This is a genomic window from Bacteroides faecium (genome assembly GCF_012113595.1).
Classification (GTDB): Bacteria; Bacteroidota; Bacteroidia; order Bacteroidales; family Bacteroidaceae; genus Bacteroides; species Bacteroides faecium.
The window spans coordinates 756,014-779,870 of record NZ_CP050831.1 but is presented as its reverse complement, the minus strand read 5'-3'; the positions used below and the strand labels follow the sequence as shown (position 1 = coordinate 779,870).

Below are 23,857 nucleotides of genomic sequence, written 5' to 3'. Positions count from 1 at the left end.
ACGTGCCGGTAGAAATGTCCATGTGGGAATATACCGATTCAGATGTGGAAAATTTATCTTTATTATGTAAGATTTGGGGATTCATGAAATATTATCATCCAGAAGTACGTGCAGGAAAGTATGATTGGGATCACGAATTACTTTGCGTAATGCCTTCTTTAGTATCTCTCCCCTCAAAAGAAAAGCGAAATGAGGTTTTAGTAGAATGGATAGACCAATTTGATTTTAAAAAGAAGCTCGGGATGCCAAGAGAGATACGACAAGTTATTACGTGAACTTGGGAATATGATCTTCTGTATCCGTCTTCTACAGATTTTGCAACATTTACCCACGGAAGCCTTTCGCAACCAGGATTGTTTACTTTCGGCCCTGTAGTAAAGGTTGGAAAAGAGAATGAAGACTATTATCAAGGTAAAAAAGTAATTTTGATAAATGAAACAACACAAAGCCATGCGGAGTTCATGACTATGAAATATAGATGTACCCCAAACACAATTGTTATGGGAAGTACGACTGCCGGTGCCGATGGCAATTGTTCCTATCTCATTTTGCCGGGTAACTTTAGAGCTACATTTACAGGACTTGGCGTTTACTATCCCGATAAGTCGGAAACCCAACAAATCGGCATTCTTCCTGATATTGAAGTTAAAAGTACAATTCAAGGCATACGCCAGGGGCGCGATGAAGTTTTGGAAGCTGCCATAAAGTATTTGAATGCTGAAGAAGTAAAGTGAACTTGTTTGAACTGTTGGTTGTGTAAAATCTAAAGTTCATGAATTGAGTGTCGATAATTAGGGATGAAGAAATAGACAAACAGATGAGATGGTGGAAATAAAAATCCGCTTTGCATAGAATAATATATGTTTATTCTACGTACATTTGTCTCATTAGCATCTCAATTATCGTTCAACAGTTGTCGGACAACAGTTCTACATTTATAGAACAATCGTTCCACATCTGTTGAACGATAATTGAATTGCAGGTTGGAATACTAATATAAGAGAGAAGGGAAATTAAACTTCCCTAATAAAAAAAGAAAAGATAATGAGTGTAAATTATGATCTCTACGAGACTCCTAATCCAGATAAGGATGGGAAAGAACTGCCTTTACATGCACGTGTGGTATTGAAAGGTAGCTATACGGCAAGTGAATTTATAGATATGGTGACAGCTCTTGAGCATATCCCTCATGCTCAGTTGGTAGGCTCTATCGAAGCAATTTCGAGCACGTTGAAGCATTTGCTTCTGAAAGGTTTTTCGGTAGAGCTGGGGGATATCGGTTATTTCTCTCTTTCCCTAAGTGTTGACAAAAAGGTGGTGGAACCGGAAGATTTACGTTCCCCATCGGTATCTCTTAAAGGTATCAATTTACGGATTAATCGTCAGTTTAAGAAAGATATTGAGACTTCATTGGAACTTCAACGCTGCAATTCACCTTTTCGTGTGAAAAATCCGTTGGATGAAAAGAAATGCTTGCAACGCTTAAACTCTTTTTTTGAAGAGCATCCATGTATTAACCGACAAGATTATATGAGACTTACGGGGAAAACTAAAAAGCAGGCACTGCAGGATATCAATACTTTTATCGAACAAGGCGTGTTGCAGAAATACGGATTGGGGCGTTCGGTGGTGTATATAAAAGTAGTGTAAGAGATTTCATAATATAATATGAATAAAAATAAGTATCATTGTAATATATTTCTGTTCACCGGATGGCTCATCATGCTGGTCGGTTGTCAGCATGCTCCATCTTCTCTTTTGAAGAAGGCTATGCAGATGGAGAATGTTTCCGTCGATAGTATATTCTTTTATTTGCAACAAATAGACAAGCCGGAGAATTTATCTTCTAAGCAGCAGGGAGATTATTACTTTTTATCCTATAAGGCAACTTTGTGGAAGACCGGGAAACCTGTTGATTCTTTATTGCAGACTGCCATTCATCACTATACGCAAAATAGACAGTTATCTCAATGTTTGCAAGCACGTGTGGAGCAGAGTGCTTCCTATTTATATCGGAACCAGCCGGATTCTACATTATTGCTTTCGGATGCTCTTCTGCACGAACGATTGCTGAATGATACATTAAGAACACAATTGTATGGTCTTAAAAGAGTGGCATATTCAAGAAATAAGGATTATGAACAGGCGTTGGACATGGCAGACAGCAGTCGGCAGCTAACTCGTAAACACAAAGATACTCTTGCCTATTTTTCTGCAAGTAAGTTATATTTTCAACTTTTGGAAAAGGTGCAGGAGCATGACAGGTATACACAAGAATCTCTGCAACTAATGGAAGAGTTTGCGGATTCTCCCAATTACCGATATTTGAATTATCATATATTGGAGAACCTATTGACTACCAGTTTGGAAAGAAAAGATTTCCAGGCAGCACAATTGTATCTTCGTCAATTGTCAGCTCAACGACATAGCCGTCATGTCATTCCGCACTATTTTCTCCTTCGCGGCAAATCTTATGCGGCTTTGAATCAAGTGGACTCTGCCAAGTATTACTATCAGCAGGCTGCGACTTCCTCTTCAGATTTTATTGCCGTGGAAGCGAACGCACTCTTATTTAACTTAATCAATGAGAAAGAATATCCGGAACAGGCTTTCTATATCAAGCAAAAAGAAAATAAGATCAAGGACGATATACTGACTAGTACCAAGGCGGAAATACAAAGAAGAGAGTATAATGAGCTTAAATTAAAAAACGAACTCTACCAGTTGCATTTGAAACAACGCGAAAAAGAACTATGGATGCTGGGCATTGTAACAGCTTTGCTTGGTGTTGGTTTCATAGTGTTTTTCTTTTATCAGAAGGAGAAGAAGAAACGATTGCAAAGGGAAAATCTTTTGTTGCACCAAGAGGCGGAGCTAAGCGGACTACGGGAGAAAGAAATCCGTTTGCAGAATAAAGAAGCGGAATTGCGTGAGGCACTTTTCAGACGGATAGCCTTTTTCCGGAAATTACCTTCACTCCATAATGATGAAAGTCAGGATGAGGTGACTTCTAGTCGAAAGATAGTGGTGACCGATGCGGAGTGGATAGAGGTGATTTCTGTTGTCAACGAAGCTTTTGACCATTTTGCGGCAAGGCTGGAACAAACCTATCCGTCATTGAACAATAAGGATATCGGTTTCTGTTGTCTCGTCAAGATTAATGTTAACATGCAAGACCTTTCAGATATTTATTGTGTTAGTAAAGCAGCCATTACAAAACGCAAATATCGTATTAAAACAGACAAGTTGGGGATTATAGATGAAAATGTAAGTTTAGACAGTTTTCTTAAGGCGTTTTAGCTGTTGATTTGGGTCGTTTCAGTAGAGTTGTCCACCTCTTAATGAATGGAGTTGTTGTTTATTGTATTGATAACCAATGGTATATCGGCGATTTGTGTTACTCTTTTTGTCCGCCATATTTTTTGTTTTTCAGTTGGTTTCCCTCTACTTTTGTCCCAATATTCATTTGAAACTAACTAAATACATGTTCGTATGAAAAAGAAAATTATGATTTTGAGTTTGTGTACTTTTTGTCTATTTTCATTGGTTGCTTTTATATGCAATAGTGAAGCAACAAAAGACCCTTTGGCTCTGTCTCCAGTTGCGGCAAAGCGAATCACAACACCTACCGGGACGTTGATTTCCTGTGATTTAAAAGCGTTGAAAGATACCGTGGATATACCACTTAGTTATTTGACCGAAGAACTTCAAGTGGTGAAGTTGGAAGATAAGGATGAGGCATTGGTAGGAGGCTGGGTTCGTACCACAGTCAGTGATAATTATATCTTGGTGAGTAACAAAAAACAGACTCCATACAAGCTTTTCACCCGTGACGGCAAATTCATCACTACTATCGGGGCTTACGGACAAGGGCCGAATGAGTATGCAAACACCTACTCCGAACAATTGGACGAAACACACAACCGTATTTATATTCTACCCTGGCAAAGTGATAAACTGCTGGTCTTCGACTTGAAAGGAGTTCCGCAAACTCCCATTCCTCTATGCTTGCGTGTCCCTAAAGGGCAATTCAGAGTCGACACCGGGAAGTCGGAAGTAACGGTGACAACACTGCCTTTCCAAGGTTCTCCGGCTGTAGTATGGACGCAGGATTTTGAAGGAAAACGCAAAAAATTTATTCCTGCCCGGCATCTCACGGTTCCGCGTGATTTCAGCAATGAAGTATTTATGGATAAGAATACTCCCGATTACAGCGTTATGTTGATGACTATCGTACCTTCTCCGCGTGTGGATAGTTTGTATCATTATAATGCGCAGCAAAATAGGCTCGAAGCCCGGTTCACAGCGAATTATCCGAATAAGGAAAAAATTCCATGGCATGGCTATACCGAATATCCGCGTCACTTTGTCGGAGATGTTTCTGTTCCGGTGCAAGTGTCGGCAAATACCTGGAGTGGAAGTAAACCGGCCAAATATATCGTAGACAAACAAACCCTGCACGGCAACTATTTCCATTTGTATAATGATTTCCTGGGAACGAAGAAGATGCAGATATGGCCTTCGTTCGGTAATGGCTATTATATTGCCAACATGGAACCTGCACAATTAAAAGAGACACTAGAAAAAGAGCTGGCGCGGAAAGAGCTTCCCAGTGATGTACGGAAACGTACTCAAGCATTAGTGAAGTCGTTGGATGAAGACGGAAACAATGTGGTTCTCTTTGCTAAAATGAAAAATAAATAGCGAACTCGTAGATGGCAAATATTCGGGAGTTCTAAATCCCGCAAGTGCTAGTTGCTTTGTGTTAAGTGCCTTACTTCAATTAGTTTAATCCCATTAGGATGCTAATTGAAGTAAGGCTCTTTTGATAGTAAAAGCATTGAAAAACGAACTTGGATAAAATAGTTCAAGACTTGGATAATAATTGGTGAAGGTCCTGTGCGAGTATGAGAAAAAAGTGTAGTTTTACTATTTTCTTGTTCTTTTGTACGGGATTCGCCTTGATGATATCTTTTCTCGGTTATCTTTGCGAATGTCATTTTAGATATTAGTTGCAACAATCTAAAGCATCTCAAACTTATTTTAATAACATTAAATCATGTATTATGAATGGAATTGCACGAAAGTTAAGTTTTTCATTGCAACGATTGGGTAGTGCTCTTATCATTATTTATCTTTTTGCAGCACCTTTTGCGTCGGTACACGCTTCTGACGCAGTGACTGAAATATATCAGGAAGGTAAGAAAGCTGCTGCTCGAAAACTTACCGGTAAGATTGTAGATAAAGGTACAAAGGAGACACTTATCGGTGCCAGTGTGTGGTTGAAGGATACCAGTGTGGGAGGTACCACCGATATGGATGGCAATTTTAATATAAATATTCCGGGAGGGAAAACTGTGACGCTCGTGATTAGCTATTTGGGTTATGCTACGATAGAAAAAGAAATCTCCCCTTCGGCCAATAATCTGCTTATTGAGATGGCTCCTGACAATACTGTGCTCGAAGAAGTGCAGGTGGTGGGTTACGGTACACAACGCAAGGAAAGTGTTATCGGTTCTATCAGTACGTTGAGTGTCAGCAATCTGAAAGTGCCCAGTGCTTCTATTTCCACTAATTTGGCAGGTCAGTTGGGTGGCGTCGTGTCTATTCAGCGTGACGGTTCTCCGGGTAGTTCGGCTGAATTCTGGATTCGCGGTATTTCTACATTCGGTGCAAACAAGACACCGTTGATTCTGGTGGACGGTGTGGAACGCTCGCTCGATTTGCTCGACCCGGAAGAAATTGAAAGCTTTTCCTTATTAAAGGATGCAACGGCTACGGCGCTTTATGGTGTACGTGGAGCGAATGGTGTTGTGTTGGTGAAGACAAAACGCGGTTCAGAAGGGAAACCGAAGATTTCCATTAAGATGGAAGCCGGTATGGTGCAGCCTACCAAGATTCCGCAAATGGCGGATGCGGTGGATTTTGCTACGATGTATAATGAAGCGGCTCCCGGAACATATAGTGCAAGTGACATAGAAAAATACAGAAACGGTACCGACCAGGATTTGTATCCGAATGTGAACTGGTTGAAATCCGTATTCAAAAAACATACTTTCAATCAGCGTGTGACTGCCAACGTGAGCGGTGGTGGCGAGATTGCGCGTTACTTTATTTCTGCCGGTTACTACCATGAAGACGGTCTGTTCATGACCGGAAAAGGAGATTCTTATAATGGTAACCCGGATTATCAACGTTATAACTTCCGCTCGAATGTGGATATTAACCTACATCCTACTACGGTCCTTTCACTGACTTTGGGAGGATTCCTGACGAAAAGGAGAGATGCCGCCGACTCGGAAGGCGTCTGGAAAAGTGCTTTTATATTGAATCCCAACGCTTTCCCTATTCAATATTCCAATGGATATTGGGGAGGAGAAAAAGGGGTTACGAATCCTTATTGGCAGGTGACCAGAGCCGGATATGTGGAGGATTGGCAAAGTACATTGAACTCAATGGTCAGTTTGGACCAGGATTTCTCTTTTATTACCGAAGGATTGAAGGCTAATGTCAAGTTTGCCTTTGATACGCAAGCATGGCATGGCAACAAGTACACGCAGCAAGATGAAATTTGGCACGCGATACGGCGTGACGCAAACGGGGAGTTGGTCTTCAATTCCGAACCGGAGACAGCGAAGGGCGGACCGTGGTTTGATAATAAGTCCGGTGGTAATAATGCCACTTATCTGGAAGCCTCTATTACTTACAACCGTTTGTTCGGGAAACATCGCGTAGGCGGCCTGTTCTTATATAATCAACGGGTAAAGAATGAAACATACAGAAACCAGGGTTATAAAGACAATATATCTTCTATCAAATCATTGCTGTATAAGAATCAGGGTATTGCGGGACGTCTGACTTATGATTACGATAGCCGTTACTTTATTGAGGGAAACTTCGGATATAATGGTTCCGAGAATTTCGCTGCCGGTCATCGCGTCGGTTTCTTTCCGGCTATGGCTGTGGGATGGTACATATCCAATGAAAAGTTCTTCGCCCCGCTGACTGATGTGGTTTCCAAGTTGAAATTGAAGGCATCTGTCGGTCAGGTAGGTAATGACCAGATTGGCGGGGATGTCCGTTTCATCTATTTGGGCACTGTGGCTACTACGGGTGACTATGTATATGGTAACTATACTAAAACAAAAGGTGAGCGTGTAAATGAAGTGGCCAACCCGAATGTCGGTTGGGAGGTTTCAACCAAGCAGAATTATGGTTTTGAGTTGGGCTTGTTCAACAAACTGGAAATACAAGGTGACTGGTACCACGATGTGCGCGATCATATTTTTGTGCGCAACAACAATATCCCTGCTTATGTGGGTATGACTACCGTACCTATGGTAAACGTGGGTAAGATGAAAAGCTGGGGTTTTGACGGTTCGCTGGAATACCATGACAGGATAGGTCAGGTGAATGTGACCGGACGTGGGACATTTACCTACGCCAATAATGAGATTCTGCGCAACGGTGATGCCTTGAATAAATATCCGTGGATGAATTCTGTCGGTCAGAAAATATATCAGAAATTTGGTTGGGAAGCTGTGGGGCTGTTCGAGTCGCAGGAAGAAATCAACCGTAGCCCGGTTCAGTTTAGTGAAGGTAATCATAGCCGCCTGCGTCCGGGTGACATCAAATATCGTGATTTGAACGGTGACGGTGTGATTGATGATTATGACAAGATGCCTATCGGTTATTGCGATGTTCCGGAAATTACATACGGTTTTGGTGGTGCGATAGAATGGAAAGGTTTTGATGTATCTATCTTCTTCCAGGGCACGGCTCGCGTATCATTGTTTGAAGAAGGCTCTACGATAGTTCCGTTCACTTCCGGTTATAAGAATAACGACGGTTTCTTGAAAGGAGTAATGGAAGACCGTTGGACTGTGGACAATCCGAACCCGAATGCCCGTTATCCTCGTACGATACGTTCGAGTGATGCTTTGGACAATAATAACACAAAGAAATCATCTTTCTGGGTGCGTAATGCTGCTTTCCTTCGTTTGAAGAATGCTGAAATAGGCTATACCTTCCCGAAAAGATGGTTGGAAAAGATGTCTATCCAGAATTTACGCTTGTATGTATCGGGAGTGAACTTGCTGACTTGGGCGCCGGATGTGCACCTGTTCGACCCGGACTTGGGTTCCGGCGACGGAAGAAAGTATCCCCCGACACGTGTGTTTAATGTAGGTTTAAATATTAATTTCTAATACTAAAAGACATGTTGATAATGAAATCCAACTATATGAAGCGTATTATGTTTGTGGCTGTTGCAGCCTTGACAATGTCGTCTTGTGATTCGTTCCTGGATACGTCTCCCGAAGACCTGCGTTCGCCCGACCAGATTTATGAGACTTATTCGTCTACACAGAATGCCATGTTCGGTGTCTATTCCTACATCCGTGATACATATCCTTTTGGCATGCCGGATACATACAGTACCAGTGACGTCGATGTGGCTTATACGAATGTGCATACATTCGATATGGGTGTGTGGAGTGCTTCGTCAGCGCAATACGATAAATGGTACACCTTTTATAAAGCGATCCGCGAAGCTACGTATTTTCTTCAGAATGTAGATAAATGCCCGGATCCGCGTCTGACTTATGACACTCGTGAGCAATGGAAAGCGGAGGTACGTTGTGTACGTGCTTATTACTATGCGCAGTTGATGCGTATGTACGGTCCGGTAATCCTGTTGAAAGACGAACAGCCGGATTTCACCGGTACGGATATGTTTCGTGCGCGTAACACATGGGACGAATGTGTTGAATGGATTACGGATGAATTTACTGACCTGATAGAAAATTCCGCCTTGCCTTTGAAATCGGAGGGTGAAACCTACGCCCGTATGAACAGGGGAATTGCCAAGGCTTATCTGGCGCGTGTCCTCTTACAGTCGGCGAGCCCGCAATTCAATGGTAACCCGAAGTATGCCAATATCCGCAATGCGGACGGAACTCCTTTGTTTCCGGTAAAGTATGATAAAAACAAATGGGAACTGGCACGTCAAGCTGCTTTGAGTCTGATAAAGGACGGAAATTATGATCTTGTCAAAGTGCTGTATGAAAGTGGCGCCAATATGGGCGAGATTGACCCTTATACTTCTTACAAATCCGTATTTACCACTTCACAGAATAAGGAAATGATTTTCTCTTACCTTGAAGACGGCGGTACTATTGACAAGCGTCTTGCTCCTAACAGCAACGGTGGTTGGGGTGGAGGTTACAATCCGACTCAGGAAATCGTAGATGCGTATGCAATGTCGGAAACCGGGCGTTTCCCGATTACAGGGTATGCGGACGAAGACCGTACTACACCGATTATTGATCCGGAAGCGGGGTATAAGGAAGCCGGATATTCTCAGTTTACGAATCCCTGCGAGAATAAGGAGAGAAAGACTTATAATATGTTTGTGGGACGTGAACCTCGTTTTTATGTGTCGATAGTATATGGCGGTATGTCTTGGTTTATTCCAAAGAAAGCGGGTGAAAGAATTTATCTGGAGATGTATAAAAACGGCAATAATGGGCCGGATGCTTCTCACAACCATTTTTCAACGGGATATAATATGGCAAAGCTGGCTATGCCGGAATATGAAGCCAGTCCTACGAAGAATGTGAAACGGGAATTGCCTTATATCCGTTACGCTGAAATTCTGCTGAACTATGTGGAGGCTACTATCGAGGTAGGTGACTTGAAAGACCCGAATCTGCTGACATATTGGAATGCGGTGCGCAACCGTGCAGGATTGAAGAATATAGAAGAAGCTTATCCTGAGGCTATGGAAGACCAGGATAAATTAAGGGATCTGATTCATCGTGAGCGTCGTGTGGAATTTGCGTTCGAGGGTATCAATTTCTATGACTGCCGTCGTTGGCTGACAGCGGAAGCGACAGAAAAGGGAAATATTCATGGCATGAATATCCAGGCTACCGGTACTCCCGGTAAGGAAGAGTATCCGGATGCTTTCTTCCAGCGTACAGTCATAGAGAAACGTGTGTTTACACCGAGTTTCTATCTGTTCCCGATTCCGCAGAGTGCGATTAACAAGAACCAAGATTTAGTACAGAACTATAAATGGTAAGAAAGAAGATGATAACGATGAAAAAATATATAAGCTTTTTGTTTGCAGCTCTTTTATTGGGAACTTCCTGTACCGATACCAGAACTGACTACATGATGGGGGATACCGCTTATTTCCCGAAAAGTGATTTACAGAAAGAAACTTTGTACGTGATGAATGCCAATGACCATGTATATGATATATGGATTCATAAAGCAGGGTATTATCAGAATAAGTTTGCGGGAAAAGTGGAACTGGACTATAATTATCTGGTTCAATATAACACGGAAAACGGTACGGACTATGAAATGCTGGATCAGAAGTATTACTCCTTTGACCGCAACTTTGTTATCGAGGCAGGGACGGATGAAGTAGCAGTGCCGTTGAGCTTGAAAATAGAGCAGCTTCTTCAGGATAAAGGATATGGAGTTTATTACATTCCCTTGTCCGTAAGCAGCCTGACACCGGAAGAAGAGGTCTATGTGGATAAATCTCATTTTATCTTGGTGCTGGATATAAGAAAGCCGGTATTGGTGATTGACGGCACGGAAGGAGAGCAAAGAGGAAATGTATTCCTGGACTTGTCCAAGGCGACTACTGAACGTCAGATTGATATTACAGCCAAACTGGATATTAACACGACGGAGGAATTAGTGGTTACTTATGGTTATGATAAGGATGCAGACAACCTGCTTACGGAAGAAGAAAAGTCTCATTTGCTGACTGCCGGATTTACGTATGCGCCAAGCGTGAAGATTCCTGTCGGTGAGAAGTATGCGGAAAATTACCTGACCCTGAAACCTGCGGAAATGCGGGACGGCAAATGGATACTTCCGGTACGTGTAGGAACGACAAATGACAAGGTCGGTTCTGATGGGAACGAAAACTGGCTGAAGCTGACGGTAATCAAAGGTTCTTTGGACAGTAAAGTTATTTTGGAAGGAGAATATGTGCAGGGTGGCGATATTATCCTTGCTTCGGACGACATACCGTCTGATAAAGAGATTGCTGATGTAAGTGCAATTGGAGATTTATCATATTCTGTTCAAGACAAGTATGGTGATAATCCGGACTGGCTGCAAGTGAACCGTGCAAACGGTAAAATCCGTATTACCGTAACCGGCAAAAACACTTCCACATGGCAAGAGCGTGTTGCTACGATTAAGCTTGTTGATGAGGAGACTTGGCTTGAAAAAGAGATTGTTGTCAGACAAGGTATGGAAGGTTGTGGAATCATCTTGAATAAATCCCTGTGGAGCGTAGTAGGTTACAGCGATCATGTTTCAGGCAAAGAATCCGCCTTGGGCAGGCTGTTTGATAATTTCTGGCCGACAAGTAAGGCAGAGGTAGGTTCCGGAAGCACGTTGTCATACATAGAAATCGGCAGTAAAGGTTCGGAAGATGATCCTGTACAGATTGTATTTGATTTGGGTGAGAACCCTCACGCGTATAATTCGGTCGGATTAGTGCCACGCCTGCAATGGGTGGGCAATTCTCCCAAGTATATGAAGATAGAGGTCAGTGATGCCGTACTGACACGTAGTGAGGATATTGCAGACTGGACTCTTGTAGGTAGTGCGAAAAGAGACGCATTTACGAAAAGTGAGCTGGATGCCCATGATGCCGGTAACTGGAATGACTGGTACACTACCAAACAGTTTATTAAATGGCATAACCTTGGCGAGAATATGAATCATCGGTATATACGTTTGTCTTTCTGGGATTCATGGTACAGTACACATTGCTTCGATGAAATTTTTGTCTCTGAGAAATAATGGAATATAAAAAACGATTAAAATAAAATATTTATGAGAAACATATTTTTATTACTATCGTGTCTGCTTTGTTTGCAGGCTTGTAATGATGAGAAAGAGGTGGACTGGACACCCGATGCGCTGACTGTATCTTGCAACGAAACTTTGGAAGAGGCAGGAGACGGACATTGGAAAGTGACTCTCCCTACTGAATATAAAGGTTCCGTGAAGTTGGAAATCCAGACTGATAAGGTTTGGGGAGTGGAGGTTTCTTATATGACGACTGAGGACGAAGAATGGATAACTCCTTCGGCAGAAGGGGGCAATGGCTCTGCTTCGTTGTCATTGGCTATTGCTGATAATAAGACAGCTAAAGACCGCAAGGCTTCTGTAGTGATTTCCACCAAAGGAGAGATTCCAGTGAAGAAAACAATCACGGTGGTTCAGGGAAATGTAGAGGAACTCTTGATTGTCGGTACGATTGATGAGGCAAGTTTCCCGGATGATGTCTTTGTTACAAAGAACGCTGAAGGGGCTTTTTATGTGACATTGCCTAAAGATTTTACGGAAGAAGGCGAGCGACAACTCAATATCTTGACTTATCAGGGAACGGCTACTCCAAGCATAGATATCACTTATCCTGATGAAGAAGTTGTAGATTGGGTCGTTTTTACGGAGACTTCGGTAGCACCGTCGTCGGAATCGGGAGTTAAAACTCTGGCTTTGACAATCAAAGAAAACACAGGGAATATCTACCGTGAAGCATTGGTTAATTTTACTGCTACTGCCGGAGATATAACATCCGGAAAGAGTGTTAAGATTGTGCAGTATGGAGTCGAAAGAATTGTTTGGAATGAGGAGTTCTGTCAACAAGAGAGCGAATTCATTGTAGCCGCAGATGCAAATGATAAAATTTGGGTTGCCACTTGTGAAAATATTAATCCTGCGGATTTGGAGTTAAATGGCAGTAATATGTGGTTGGAGTTGTCTCAGGAAGAAGGCAAAGTATATGCGAAAGTATTGGCAAACGTGAGTACTAACAAGGAGCGTCGCTCTGATGTGGTTATAAAGAACAAGAAAACCGGTGCGGAAGTGAGAATTCCTTTTAAGCAGTGTATACAGGGATATGGTATTGTATTAAGCAAGGCTTTGTGGAGCTTGGCTGCCTATAGTGGCGAGGGGACAGGTAGTGCCAGTAATGTAGCCAGCTATTTTAAACTGTTTGATGATTTTTGGCCGGCGAATAAGGCTGAAGCAGGGGCTACATACCAAGGTTCGAAGAATACGCATATTGAGGTGAAGTCCGGTACGGATAGTAATCCGGTCAGCTTTACTTTTGATCTAGGAGAGAATCCTCGTGGATATGACTCTTTCGGATTGATGCCGAGATTACAATGGACAGCTCCGGCTCCTCAAACCATAATGATTGAGGTTAGTGATAATTTGGAAAGTGGTTGGGAGACTGTAGTAGAAAAAGTAACAGGGAATGGTTTCAAGAAAGAAGATATATATTATTTGAATCCTGAACAATCCAATAATAGTAATTGGTATGATGCTCATTATGAGGGAATTGTTCATTGGTCTAAATTGGCTGATGAGAGAATTCAGAAGCGATATGTCCGTATATCAATGTATGAAACATTCTGGAGTGGCTCTCTTTGTCTGGATGAAGTCTTTGTTGCGGATCGGTCAAATGTAGAATAATAAAATTATTGAGTTATGATAAAGTATTTAAAGAAATATGCATTAATAGCGTGCAGCCTGTTTACATTGGCTGCATGTGATCTCGAAATCGACATAACCAATCCGGGACTTATCACTGAAAAACCGCAGGATAAGCCTCAAGTTGGAGAAACGATTACCTATCGTGCGCAAGTATGGGTGGAGAAAAATGATATGGAAGAGTTGTATGGTGGTGAGCGTCTGTTCAGACAGAATCTGGAGGCACTATTCCGTAATACCACTACTTTCTGGAATGAAAGTACCAATAAGTTTGATTACCGTTTTGAATGGGTTGTGGGTGAAGGAGACGACAATTTGGTCATTTATGAAATAGGCAGTGGTGTGAAAACCAAGGAACAATATAATGTGTATAAAAATAAAGCATACGGTACTTTGAATACCGAAAAGTATGACTTTGTTCTTTTCTTGGCTTTGAATTGTCCTAAGGGTGAAGGCGGACTTTCTTGTGGCGGTGGCGGAGCAAGTAAACAGTCGGTAGTACAGTCTTATTTTGAAGGAAGCCATGATATTTTTGCCAAAAAATGGCCGGAAAAGGGTACATATAGCGATTTGGGGCATGAATATGGTCATGTTCGCGGTGCACAGGATTTATATCAGTATATGATCCCGGCTGAAAATAATCCGATCAGCCATGTTGCATATGATTATCCTAAATGTAACATGGGGACAGGTTATCAGGAATGGAGTGATTACTGCTCGGCGGTATTTAATCACAATGCACAATATAAGCAGCTTACTTCTGATATGACCAGAAGTACATATCCTAAGCAGATGTTGGTCCGGGTGACTAAAGATGGTAAGCCGGTACAACGCGCTACGGTAAATTTCTGGGGATCACGTGCGTCTTTCAGGGATATATATGCAGCACCTGGAAATTCGCCTTACATGAAGAAAAAAACTGATGCGAACGGTGAATTAACGATTAACGACATATACCGGATGTTTATTCCCGATTACAATAATACTCCGAATCTGCCACCCAAGAGTCCTGTTGACGAGTTCCCATTCTCCCGTTGGTATTGTTTTGTGGTAGAAGTGGAATTGGACGGAGGTCAGACGAAGTGTGTATGGTTGTCGGACTTGGACATCGTTCCCGAATATCTGAACGGAGGACAACAAGAGCCTTATGTGTTTGAAATACAAATATAATTAGTTTTCTATGGGTATTTTAAGATATATAGTAGTAACATGCAGCTGCCTTGTTTGGGCAGCTCATGTATTTAGTGCGGATGCGAAAGATACGATTGAATATCGTGCACAAGTATGGGTGGACAAAACAGATCTGGAACGTTATGGCGGAGAAGCGGATTTTAAGAAGAACTTGCAGAAGATGTTTCATAATACGACCCGTTTCTGGAATGAAAGTCCCAACAAGTTTAATTATTATTTCCGTTTTGTTCCTGCCGATGAATTGTGTGTATATGATATTCAAGGGGATAAGGACAGATACAAAGAGTTTCAGAGAAAAGCTTTCGGGCCTCTTGATTTGTCTAAATACGACTTTGTGTTGTTTCTGGCGCTGGGAGCGAAGAATGAAGGGCTTTCCTGTGGAGGTGGTGGAGCCAGCGGACAATCGGTAGTGATGTGCTATGTCCGCGAAGCGCACAATATTTTTACGGATGCGCTTTATCCTAATCAGGGAACATATAGCAATTTGGGACATGAATACGGGCACGTCCGTGGTGCGACGGACTTATATCAGTATATGATTGCTGCAGAGAATAATCCGGTGAGCCATGAGAAATTGACTCCGCCTAAGTGTAATATGGGAACCGGATATCGTGTTTGGAGTGATTATTGTTCTGCTCTGTTCAATTATACGGCAAAAATGAAACCATTGGACAAGGATTTGTCGGACAAGGTTTTCCCGCGCAAGCTGGTGATTAAGGTTGATAAGAAAGGTAAACCGAAATCCAACTATACGGTGAATTTCTATGGAACCCGTGCCGGTGGCAAATACAACAAGCGGGATGTATATCCGAAAGTGTACAGAACTTATACTACCAATAAACGTGGCATGGTTGAAATAACCGATTTGTATAAGTTATATCATCCGGATATGACGGACCCGAATATTCCCCCGAAAGAACCGCAGGATTTATTTCCATATTCTTACTGGTTCAGCTTTTTGGTGGAAATAATAGATGATGCGGGACAAAAGAAATATGTATGGCTTCCTGATGTGGAACTGCAAAGGGAACATCTCGAAACAGGTAACGATACATATATGGTGAATGTAGCTTTTTAACAGGAAATAAACTAGAAAAAATACTTGTACTATGAAGAGATTGGCATTACTTGGTTACTGTTTATTGTTGTCGGGATTGACACTATGGGCGAATACTTCTCAGAGACTACGCGAAGTCGTTGATTTGCGTGGAAGCTGGGAATTTGCTCTTGACCCGGACGGAAAGGGAGAGTTTGCACAATGGTGGAAAAAACAATTGCCTGAAACTGTAATCTTGCCTGGCACAACTGACTCTAATAAGAAAGGGATTGCCAATACCAATAAATCGGAAACAACTTATTTATCCAGATATTATAAATACGAGGGTGCTGCATGGTATAGCAGGAATATAGAGATTCCTGCCGACTGGAAAGGTAAGCATATCGTGCTGTTCTTGGAACGTACCCGCCCGTCAACAGTATGGATCGACGGTCAGGAAGTGGGCAAGAATAATTATTTGTCTACCCCACAGGAATATGACTTGACTCATTTCCTGACTCCCGGTTCACATAAACTGACCATTCGCATTGATAACGGGAAAAGTATTCCTAAACAGATTCGTTCGAGTTCACATGCTTGTACGGAGTCTACCCAGACCAATTGGAATGGTATTATCGGACGGATAGAGTTACAGGCAATGAATCCGTTGTTTATAGAATCCATTCAAACTTTCCCTTCGGTGGCAGACCGTTCTGTAAAAGTGAAAATCACATTATCGAAAGAGCATGGTATCAACGGAAAACAAATCCGCCTATCGGCTGCTGCGTTTAATTCTTCCAGAAAGCATAAAGTAAAGGCTACGGAATATGCTCTGAAAGAGGGCTGTAAGGAATATGAGTTTGTTTATCAACTAGGCAGTAAAGCATTGCTTTGGAGTGATCTTCAACCGGCTTTGTATCAGCTAAAGGCAGAAATCAATGGCATTGACGAACGGACTGTCCGTTTTGGATTGCGTGATTTTAAGGCGGAGCAGACTCATTTCACCATCAATGGAGCAAAGACTTTTCTTAGAGGAAAGCATGACGCCTGTGTATTTCCATTGACCGGATATACGGCAATGGACTTGGAACAATGGCGTCGTTATTTCAGCATCTGTAAAGAGTATGGCTTGAACCACTGTCGTTTTCATTCATGGTGTCCGCCTGCTGCTTGTTTTGAAGCTGCTGATTTGGAAGGAGTTTATTTGCAACCGGAACTACCTATTTGGGGAGGTTTCAAGAAAGAATCAGTCGAACTAATGGACTTCCTGATGAAAGACGGTGAAAATATCATGCGTGAATATAGCAATCATGCTTCCTTCGTTCTTTTTGCTTTAGGTAATGAGTTGGGAGGAGATATTAATGTGATGAAAGATTTCGTGAACCGCTTCCGTTCGATAGAGCCGAGGCATCTTTATACTTATGGTTCGAATATCTTTTTAGGGTCGAAAGGACATATCCCGGGAGAAGATTTCTTAGTAACCTGCCGTGTAGGTAGTGGTGAGGGATATTCAACACATGCCCGTGCATCTTTTTCTTTTGCAGATGCGGCAGAGGGAGGTTATCTGAATAATACTTATCCTAACTCGGTGATGAATTTTGACGCAGCTTTAGAGAAGTCTTCCGTTCCGGTGATAGGACATGAAACGGGGCAGTTCCAGACTTATCCGGATTATGAAGAAATGAAAAAATATACAGGTGTATTGGCACCTTGGAACTTTGAAGTCTTTCGTGACCGATTGAAGAAAGCGGGTATGCTGGAACAGGCTGATGATTTCTTTAAAGCATCCGGTGCATGGTCTGTGGAACTTTATCGGGCAGATATTGAGATGAACTTGCGCTCTGAACGAATGGCAGGTTTCCAATTGCTCGATTTGCAGGATTATCCGGGGCAAGGTTCGGCTTATGTCGGAATCCTGGATGCGTTCATGGACAGTAAAGGATTGATTGAACCGAAGAAATGGAGAGAGTTTTGTTGCGAGGTTGTTCCTTTGCTGACAACAGCTAAGTTCTGCTGGACCGGACAGGAAATCTTTGAAGGTAATATTGAAATAGCTAATTACGGAGAACACTCATTGAAAGGAAAAAGTGTGTCGTGGGAGTTGAAAACAGGAAAGCGGTTGCTCGGTAAAGGTAAAATGCCTGTTCCTTCCGGTTTGGGATTGCTAACTGCCGGTACGATTCGTCTCACATTACCCAATCTTGAAAAAGCATATAAAGCGGAATTATCCTTGAAGATTGCCGGAACTTCGTATCGCAATACTTATCCTTTATGGATATATCCGGCAAAGAAGCAGTTGAATACGGAGGGTATAGTCGTTGCCCGTCAATTAACGGATGAGGTGTTGAGTGCTCTGAAACAAGGTGGAAAAGTTTTGCTGATGCCGGGCAAAGAGGACTGTAAGGAAGTAACAGTAGGCGGACTCTTTCAAACTGATTATTGGAATTATCGTATGTTCAAGAGTATATGTGACCGTATTAAGAAACCTGCATCGCCGGGTACATTAGGAATCTTGACTAATCCCGAACATGCCTTGTTCAAGGACTTCCCAACGGATTTCCATACAAACTGGCAGTGGTATCCGATAATCAAGAATAGTTATCCGCTGATTTTGGACAATATGCCAGAAGAATACCGTCCTATTGTGCAAGTGATTGACAATGTTGAGCGTAATCATAAACTGGGCCTGGTATTCGAATTGAATGTCGGTGGCGGTAAACTGTTAGTCTGCATGGCTGATTTGGAGACTGCACGCAATACTCCCGAAGGGTTGCAATTCAACGCCAGTTTGCTGGAATATATGAACTCTCCGGAATTTAAGCCTGCCACATCTGTTTCAACAGAGTCTTTAAAGAATTTGTTTGTGGCAGGTGTACAAAAGGAAGGAATTAAAGTACTGGATAATATCTCATACGACTAGATGTTTGAAGGCTAAAATTGTATAAGTTCAGGCGAAAAACAGACAAGCATACTTCTCTGCAAGGTTTGGAAGACCGAAAAAAGAGGGTGGTTTACGATATTATTGTCCTTTTGTACGCAATTCGCCTTGATGAATTTACCGGGCGGCTATCTTTGTGATGCAAAGCTGAAAAGACGATTCGGTTTTGTGTAAACATCAACTTTTAAATCAATACCAGTTATGAACAAACTAATAGTATATATCTTATTATTATTCATTCCTACTCAACTGGACGCGCAGGAACTCATGAAAGGAGAACTGAAGAGGGAATTGCTGCCTCAGCCTGTTTTCCCGGAGAATCCTCACTTTGTCGACCTTTATTGGAAAACATGGGAACTCGCTTGGGGAAGGGTGAAATATCAGGAAGGTGTATTCCAGTCTCCTTATATGGACGAGAATCTTTGGGATGATACGATTTGGATTTGGGATACGGAATTTATGGTTTTGTTCTGCCGGTATGCTCCTGCTGTTTTTCCCGGAATAGAGAGCTTGGATAACTTTTATGAGTCAATCTTGAATAAAAAATCTTCTTCACTCAGAATACAGCATCCGGATAACCCGCCTTTCTATTCATGGGTGGAATATGAATATTATAAGATGACGGGGAATAAGGAACGCATTAGGAAGGTGTTGAAAGATGAGCAGTTCCTGCAACGCCACTATTATTGGTTTGACTCTTTGAAACGCGGGACTAAGCTGCATTTCAGACACGCACGGATTGCTTTGGAGAAAAGTGACATCGGTTATCGGTGGGGCTGGGTGCAGAGCGGTATGGACAATACTCCCCGTGGCAGAGGTCGTAAAGGAGAATTGTTGTGGATGGATGCGGTATCACAACAGGCTCTTTCGGCTTTGTATATCGAACGTCTGGCAAAGGAACTCGGAGACAAGCGGATTGCTAAAGAGTTTGCAGCCTTGTATAAAGAAAATAAAACCCTGTTGAATAAATACTACTGGGATGAAAAGGACGGATTTTATTACGACCTTTCCGAGAAAGATACGTCATTTGTGAAAGTCAGAACTCCGGCTGTGTATTGGTCGATGCTTGCCGAAATACCTGATAAGGGACAAGCGGAACGTTTGGTGAAATATGCTGATGCTCCGGACGAATTTGGTGGAAAATATCCTTGGCCGTCTGTTGCCAGAAGTGACAAGGACTATAATCATGAGATTGGGGATTATTGGCGGGGCGCCGTATGGCTTCCACTTGCTTATATGTCTACCAAGGCGCTTGAGACTTACGGATATTATGATATTGCTTATGAGAACTCTTATAAACTGTTGTCCCAGATGTCCGAAACTTATCGGACTTTTAAGCCGGCAACCGTTTGGGAATGTTACTCTCCTTCGGCTCCCCGACCGTCCGAACGGCAGTATAAGGATAAACGGGAGTTGGTGAGACATGATTTTTGCGGCTGGTCTGCGTTGGGGCCGATTTCTCTTTTTATTGAAAACGTATTGGGCTTTTATAATATTGACGCTACCCGGGATTTGATTGAATGGCATAAGAAAGGTCAGGGTGAGCAGGGATTGCGGAATCTTAGGTTTGGAAGTACTATAACTGATATTGTAGCCAATGGTCAGCAAGTGCAGGTGAAAAGCAATAAACCTTATACCTTGAAGATTAACGGCAAGAAATATAGAATAAAAGAAGGCGAACAAATTATTACTATAAAACCATGAAGAAACTGATAGCATATTTGTGCATGATGATTTTTGTGCTGACTAGTGCGGCGCAAAGTCAAACAGACGAGAGTAAGATGAACCGTTTCGTGTCCGGTCTGATGAAGAAGATGACACTGGAAGAGAAGGTGGGACAGTTGAGCCAATGTTCCGGTGGCTTTGCCACAGGACCCGATAATACGCGCGTTAGCCGTACGGAAGACATAAGCAAAGGCTTGATAGGCTCTCTCTTGAACGTGTCCGGTGCTGCCAATACCCGCAAATATCAAGAGGCTGCGATGAAATCGCGCCTGCGGATTCCTTTGATTTTCGGGTTGGATGTTATTCATGGTTTCCGTACAGGTTTTCCGTTGCCTTTGGCTGAGGCTGCAAGTTTTGACTTGGATGCCATAGAAAGAGGTTCGAGGTGTGCGGCGAAGGAAGCGTCGGCAGCCGGATTGCACTGGACGTTTGCTCCGATGGTGGATATCAGTTGGGATGCCCGTTGGGGACGTGTTATGGAAGGGGCAGGAGAAGACCCCTATTATGGCTCACTGGTGGCTAAGGCACGTGTACGCGGTTTGCAGGGAGATGATTTGTCGAAAGAAAATACGATTCTTTCTTGTATCAAGCATTTTGCGGGATATGGAGCTTCTACTGCGGGAAAAGACTACAATAGCGTGGATATGTCGATGGGACAGTTCGCCAATTTCTATATGCCGCCTTATAAGGCGGGTGCTGAGGCGGGTGCCGCCACATTTATGAGTGCATTCAATGATTTTAATAATGAACCGGCTACCGGAAGTAGCTTCTTGTTGAGAGAACTTCTGAAAAATCAATGGGGATTCAAAGGATTCGTAGTCTCCGACTGGGGTTCGGTAGGCGAAATGATAAACCACCGTTATGCGAAAGACGAAAAAGAGGCTGCTTATAAAGGCATAAAAGCCGGCCTGGATATGGAAATGGTAAGTGAATGTTATTCCAAGAATCTGATTACTCTGATAAAGGAAGGCAAAGTATCAGTGAAACTGGTGGATGATGCGGTCAGACGTATTCTTGAACAGAAATATAAGCTGGGATTGTTTGATGATCCGTTCCGTTATTGCGATGAGGAAAGAGAACGTACGGTGATCGGTTCGGAAGAATCACGCAAGGAAGCGTGTTATGTGGCCGAACGTTCCGTTGTACTTTTGAAGAATGAAGGCGCTGTCCTTCCGCTTTCTCCTTCCGTTAAGAAAGTGGCTTTGGTTGGTGCGTTGGCTAAATCACAGAAAGATATGTGTGGCGCATGGTCTTGTGCCGAGGTGAGTAAGGTAGTCACTTTATATGAGGCAATGGAAAAGCGGGGGGTAACTGTCAATTATAATGACGGATACGACTTGAAAAAGAATCAGATCGTGAATCTGGAACAGACATTGGCTGCTGCCCGCCAGTCGGATGTAGTTGTGATAGCGATGGGCGAACAGGCATGGGAGAGTGGAGAGATGCGTTCAAAAGGGGATATCTCCATTTCTTCGGAACAGCAGAAACTGGTTTCCGAACTCGTAAAGACGGGCAAACCTGTGGTTGTACTGATGATGTGCGGCCGTCCTGTCATTTTCAATGAAGTGCGCCGGGATGCTCCCGCTATCTTATGTACCTGGTGGTTGGGAAGCGAAGCCGGCAATGCCATCTGTAATGTATTGTTCGGGGATTACAATCCTTCAGGGAAACTCCCGATGACTTTCCCGCAGCATAACGGGCAGATTCCTCTGTACTATCAGTATAAGAGTACCGGACGTCCTACCGCATTGGGCGGATGGTGTGCGAAATACATTGATATTCCGACCGAACCGGCTTATCCGTTCGGCTATGGTCTGTCATATACCACTTTCGATTATTCGGATGTGAAGCTGCTTCCGGGTAATGGAAAAGATACTTATGCGCGTGTAGCTGTAACTGTGAAGAATACGGGAAAGTATGAAGGTGAAGAAGTTGTCCAGTTGTATGTCCGTGATGAAGTAGCTTCGATTACCCGTCCTATCAAGGAGTTGAAGGGATTTGATAAGATTAAGCTGAAAGTGGGCGAAAGCAGGACGGTGACGTTTGATGTGAAAGACGAACAGCTCGGTTTCTACAATAATCAGATGAAGTTTGTGGTTGAGAAGGGGGACTTTACTTTTATGGTCGGTGGAAATAGCCGTGACCTGCAAGAAATAAAATACACACTTAACTAAATAACAAATATGAAAAACAACTGGAGAAAATGGTTGCTCATTCCTGCATTACTGCCTTCTTTCTTGGGGCTGGATGCGAAACCAATGCAGGGAGAGGTAGCTCCACAGCCGTTGGATACGATTGAATATCGGGTATTTATTGCCGTTGATAAAGCGGGAGTAGAGCATTGGGGCGGAAAGGCGGCCTATCAGAAAAAACTGGATGCTTTCTTCGGGCAAGTGAATGACTTCTGGAATAAGGCCGGAGAAGGACGTCTCAAGTATTATTTCCGTTATGTTCCCGATTGGCAGGTGACCTATGATTGCTCTTCCCGGCAGTTGGAGAATGTCTATAAGAGGAGCGCAGGCTTTCCAGACCATGACGTACTGTTGATTATTGATTCCATACTCGATTTTGATGATGAAGAAAGTGCGAAAGGGTGGTATTGTAGCGGTGGAGCGGACAATCTGAGTATGGTTGTTTGCCGTAGTCGCAGTAAAACGGAACATGAGGATTTGTTCGGAATCGACTATTTCCATAGAGGAGTGGCGCATGAGTTCGGACACTATCGTGGAGTGACGGATTTATATGCCGACAGAATCCGGGCGAAAAACAATCCGGTGAATAATTTGCAGTATGAACCGGACTCTTGCGTTATGAACAATCATTATAAGACGTATAAATGGAGTCCCTATGCCGTTAATATCATTAATTATACGGCAAAGTCCAAACGTCCGGGCCGTGACTTCCCCGGATTTTTCAAGCAGATGTTTCCGGAAAATATTCAAGTATCTGTAACCGTGAAAGGCAAAAAGAAGAAGGGAGTGAAATTGAACTTGTACGGTTCGCGTGCAAAGTTCAATGACTTGATTGCAACTCCCTATCGCACTTATGAGACGGATAAAAAGGGAGAATATCTGATTACCGGCGTTCCTGGCTTATATGATAAACCGGCTCCGCCTTTACACGCTGACGAGTTGCCTTACAATCGCTGGTTCACCTTCTTGCTCGAGGCGGAATATAAAGGAGAGAAGAAATATGTCTGGCTTCCCGAGTACGAAGTGCAACAAACTTTCTTTGAGAATAAGGATACCTATCAGGTGACAATTGATTTCTAAACGGACAGTGTAACAGAGGTAAACAGAAGAAGGCTTTTTGAATACTTTCTTAACAGGAATTTCTTTCTGTTATATGCGCCTTTTGTCCTTATCCGTAAGCCGTAACGCAATTAAGATGTAAATAAAAAGAATGTAAGATATAAAAAGTATTAGTTT

The 23,857-nt window shown here is 42.8% G+C and carries 15 protein-coding genes; all 15 read left to right on the top strand.

Translation table 11 applies throughout. The features are described 5' to 3' along the window. Positions 1-83: 83 nt before the first annotated feature. The 15 genes from BacF7301_RS03055 to BacF7301_RS02985 all read left to right on the top strand — a co-directional run bounded on the left by BacF7301_RS03055 (position 84) and on the right by BacF7301_RS02985 (position 23,701). The gene (locus BacF7301_RS03055; RefSeq protein ID WP_167960082.1) at positions 84-275 is read left to right on the top strand and encodes a hypothetical protein; all 192 of its coding nucleotides are present in this window, start codon (positions 84-86) and stop codon (positions 273-275) included. A 78-nt stretch (positions 276-353) separates the two neighbouring features. Further along, positions 354-734, top strand: coding sequence for a S41 family peptidase (locus BacF7301_RS03050; RefSeq protein WP_256380255.1), 381 nt, complete (start codon positions 354-356; stop codon positions 732-734). Between the two features lie 310 nt (positions 735-1,044). Then, positions 1,045-1,650: an HU family DNA-binding protein gene (locus BacF7301_RS03045; RefSeq protein WP_167960078.1), complete on the top strand. Its 606-nt coding sequence runs from the start codon at positions 1,045-1,047 to the stop codon at positions 1,648-1,650. Positions 1,651-1,668: 18 nt separating this feature from the next. Next, a complete protein-coding gene (locus tag BacF7301_RS03040) occupies positions 1,669-3,300 on the top strand; it encodes an outer membrane protein assembly factor BamD (protein ID WP_245208326.1) in 1,632 nt (543 codons plus the stop codon). A 192-nt stretch (positions 3,301-3,492) separates the two neighbouring features. Continuing rightward, positions 3,493-4,704: a DUF4934 domain-containing protein gene (locus BacF7301_RS03035; RefSeq protein WP_167960076.1), complete on the top strand. Its 1,212-nt coding sequence runs from the start codon at positions 3,493-3,495 to the stop codon at positions 4,702-4,704. 362 nt (positions 4,705-5,066) lie between these two features. After that, on the top strand, positions 5,067-8,207 hold the full coding sequence (locus BacF7301_RS03030) for a SusC/RagA family TonB-linked outer membrane protein (RefSeq protein ID WP_167960074.1): 3,141 nt from the start codon (positions 5,067-5,069) through the stop codon (positions 8,205-8,207). A gap of 11 nt (positions 8,208-8,218) precedes the next feature. Next, the gene (locus BacF7301_RS03025) at positions 8,219-10,084 is read left to right on the top strand and encodes a RagB/SusD family nutrient uptake outer membrane protein (RefSeq protein WP_167960072.1); all 1,866 of its coding nucleotides are present in this window, start codon (positions 8,219-8,221) and stop codon (positions 10,082-10,084) included. Between the two features lie 17 nt (positions 10,085-10,101). Then, entirely contained in the window at positions 10,102-11,838 is a 1,737-nt protein-coding gene (locus tag BacF7301_RS03020) for a DUF1735 domain-containing protein (protein WP_167960070.1), read from the top strand. A 33-nt stretch (positions 11,839-11,871) separates the two neighbouring features. After that, positions 11,872-13,521, top strand: a complete 1,650-nt coding sequence (locus tag BacF7301_RS03015) for a BACON domain-containing protein (RefSeq protein WP_167960068.1) — start codon at positions 11,872-11,874, stop codon at positions 13,519-13,521. A 15-nt stretch (positions 13,522-13,536) separates the two neighbouring features. Continuing rightward, positions 13,537-14,709 (top strand): DUF4198 domain-containing protein, encoded by a 1,173-nt coding sequence (locus BacF7301_RS03010; RefSeq protein ID WP_167960066.1) that lies wholly within the window; start codon positions 13,537-13,539, stop codon positions 14,707-14,709. A gap of 10 nt (positions 14,710-14,719) precedes the next feature. Then, entirely contained in the window at positions 14,720-15,808 is a 1,089-nt protein-coding gene (locus tag BacF7301_RS03005; protein WP_167960064.1) for a hypothetical protein, read from the top strand. A gap of 31 nt (positions 15,809-15,839) precedes the next feature. Further along, the gene (locus tag BacF7301_RS03000) at positions 15,840-18,686 is read left to right on the top strand and encodes a DUF8487 domain-containing protein (protein ID WP_167960062.1); all 2,847 of its coding nucleotides are present in this window, start codon (positions 15,840-15,842) and stop codon (positions 18,684-18,686) included. 219 nt (positions 18,687-18,905) lie between these two features. Next, positions 18,906-20,408, top strand: a complete 1,503-nt coding sequence (locus BacF7301_RS02995) for an MGH1-like glycoside hydrolase domain-containing protein (protein ID WP_167960060.1) — start codon at positions 18,906-18,908, stop codon at positions 20,406-20,408. Further along, positions 20,405-22,603 carry a glycoside hydrolase family 3 N-terminal domain-containing protein gene (locus BacF7301_RS02990; protein WP_167960058.1) on the top strand — a complete coding sequence of 733 codons (2,199 nt, stop codon included), beginning with the start codon at positions 20,405-20,407 and terminating at the stop codon, positions 22,601-22,603. The genes BacF7301_RS02995 and BacF7301_RS02990 overlap by 4 nt, the downstream gene beginning before the upstream one ends. A 9-nt stretch (positions 22,604-22,612) precedes the next feature. Continuing rightward, complete coding sequence (locus BacF7301_RS02985) at positions 22,613-23,701, top strand: hypothetical protein (protein ID WP_167960056.1); 1,089 nt, start codon at positions 22,613-22,615, stop codon at positions 23,699-23,701. Positions 23,702-23,857 lie beyond the last annotated feature (156 nt).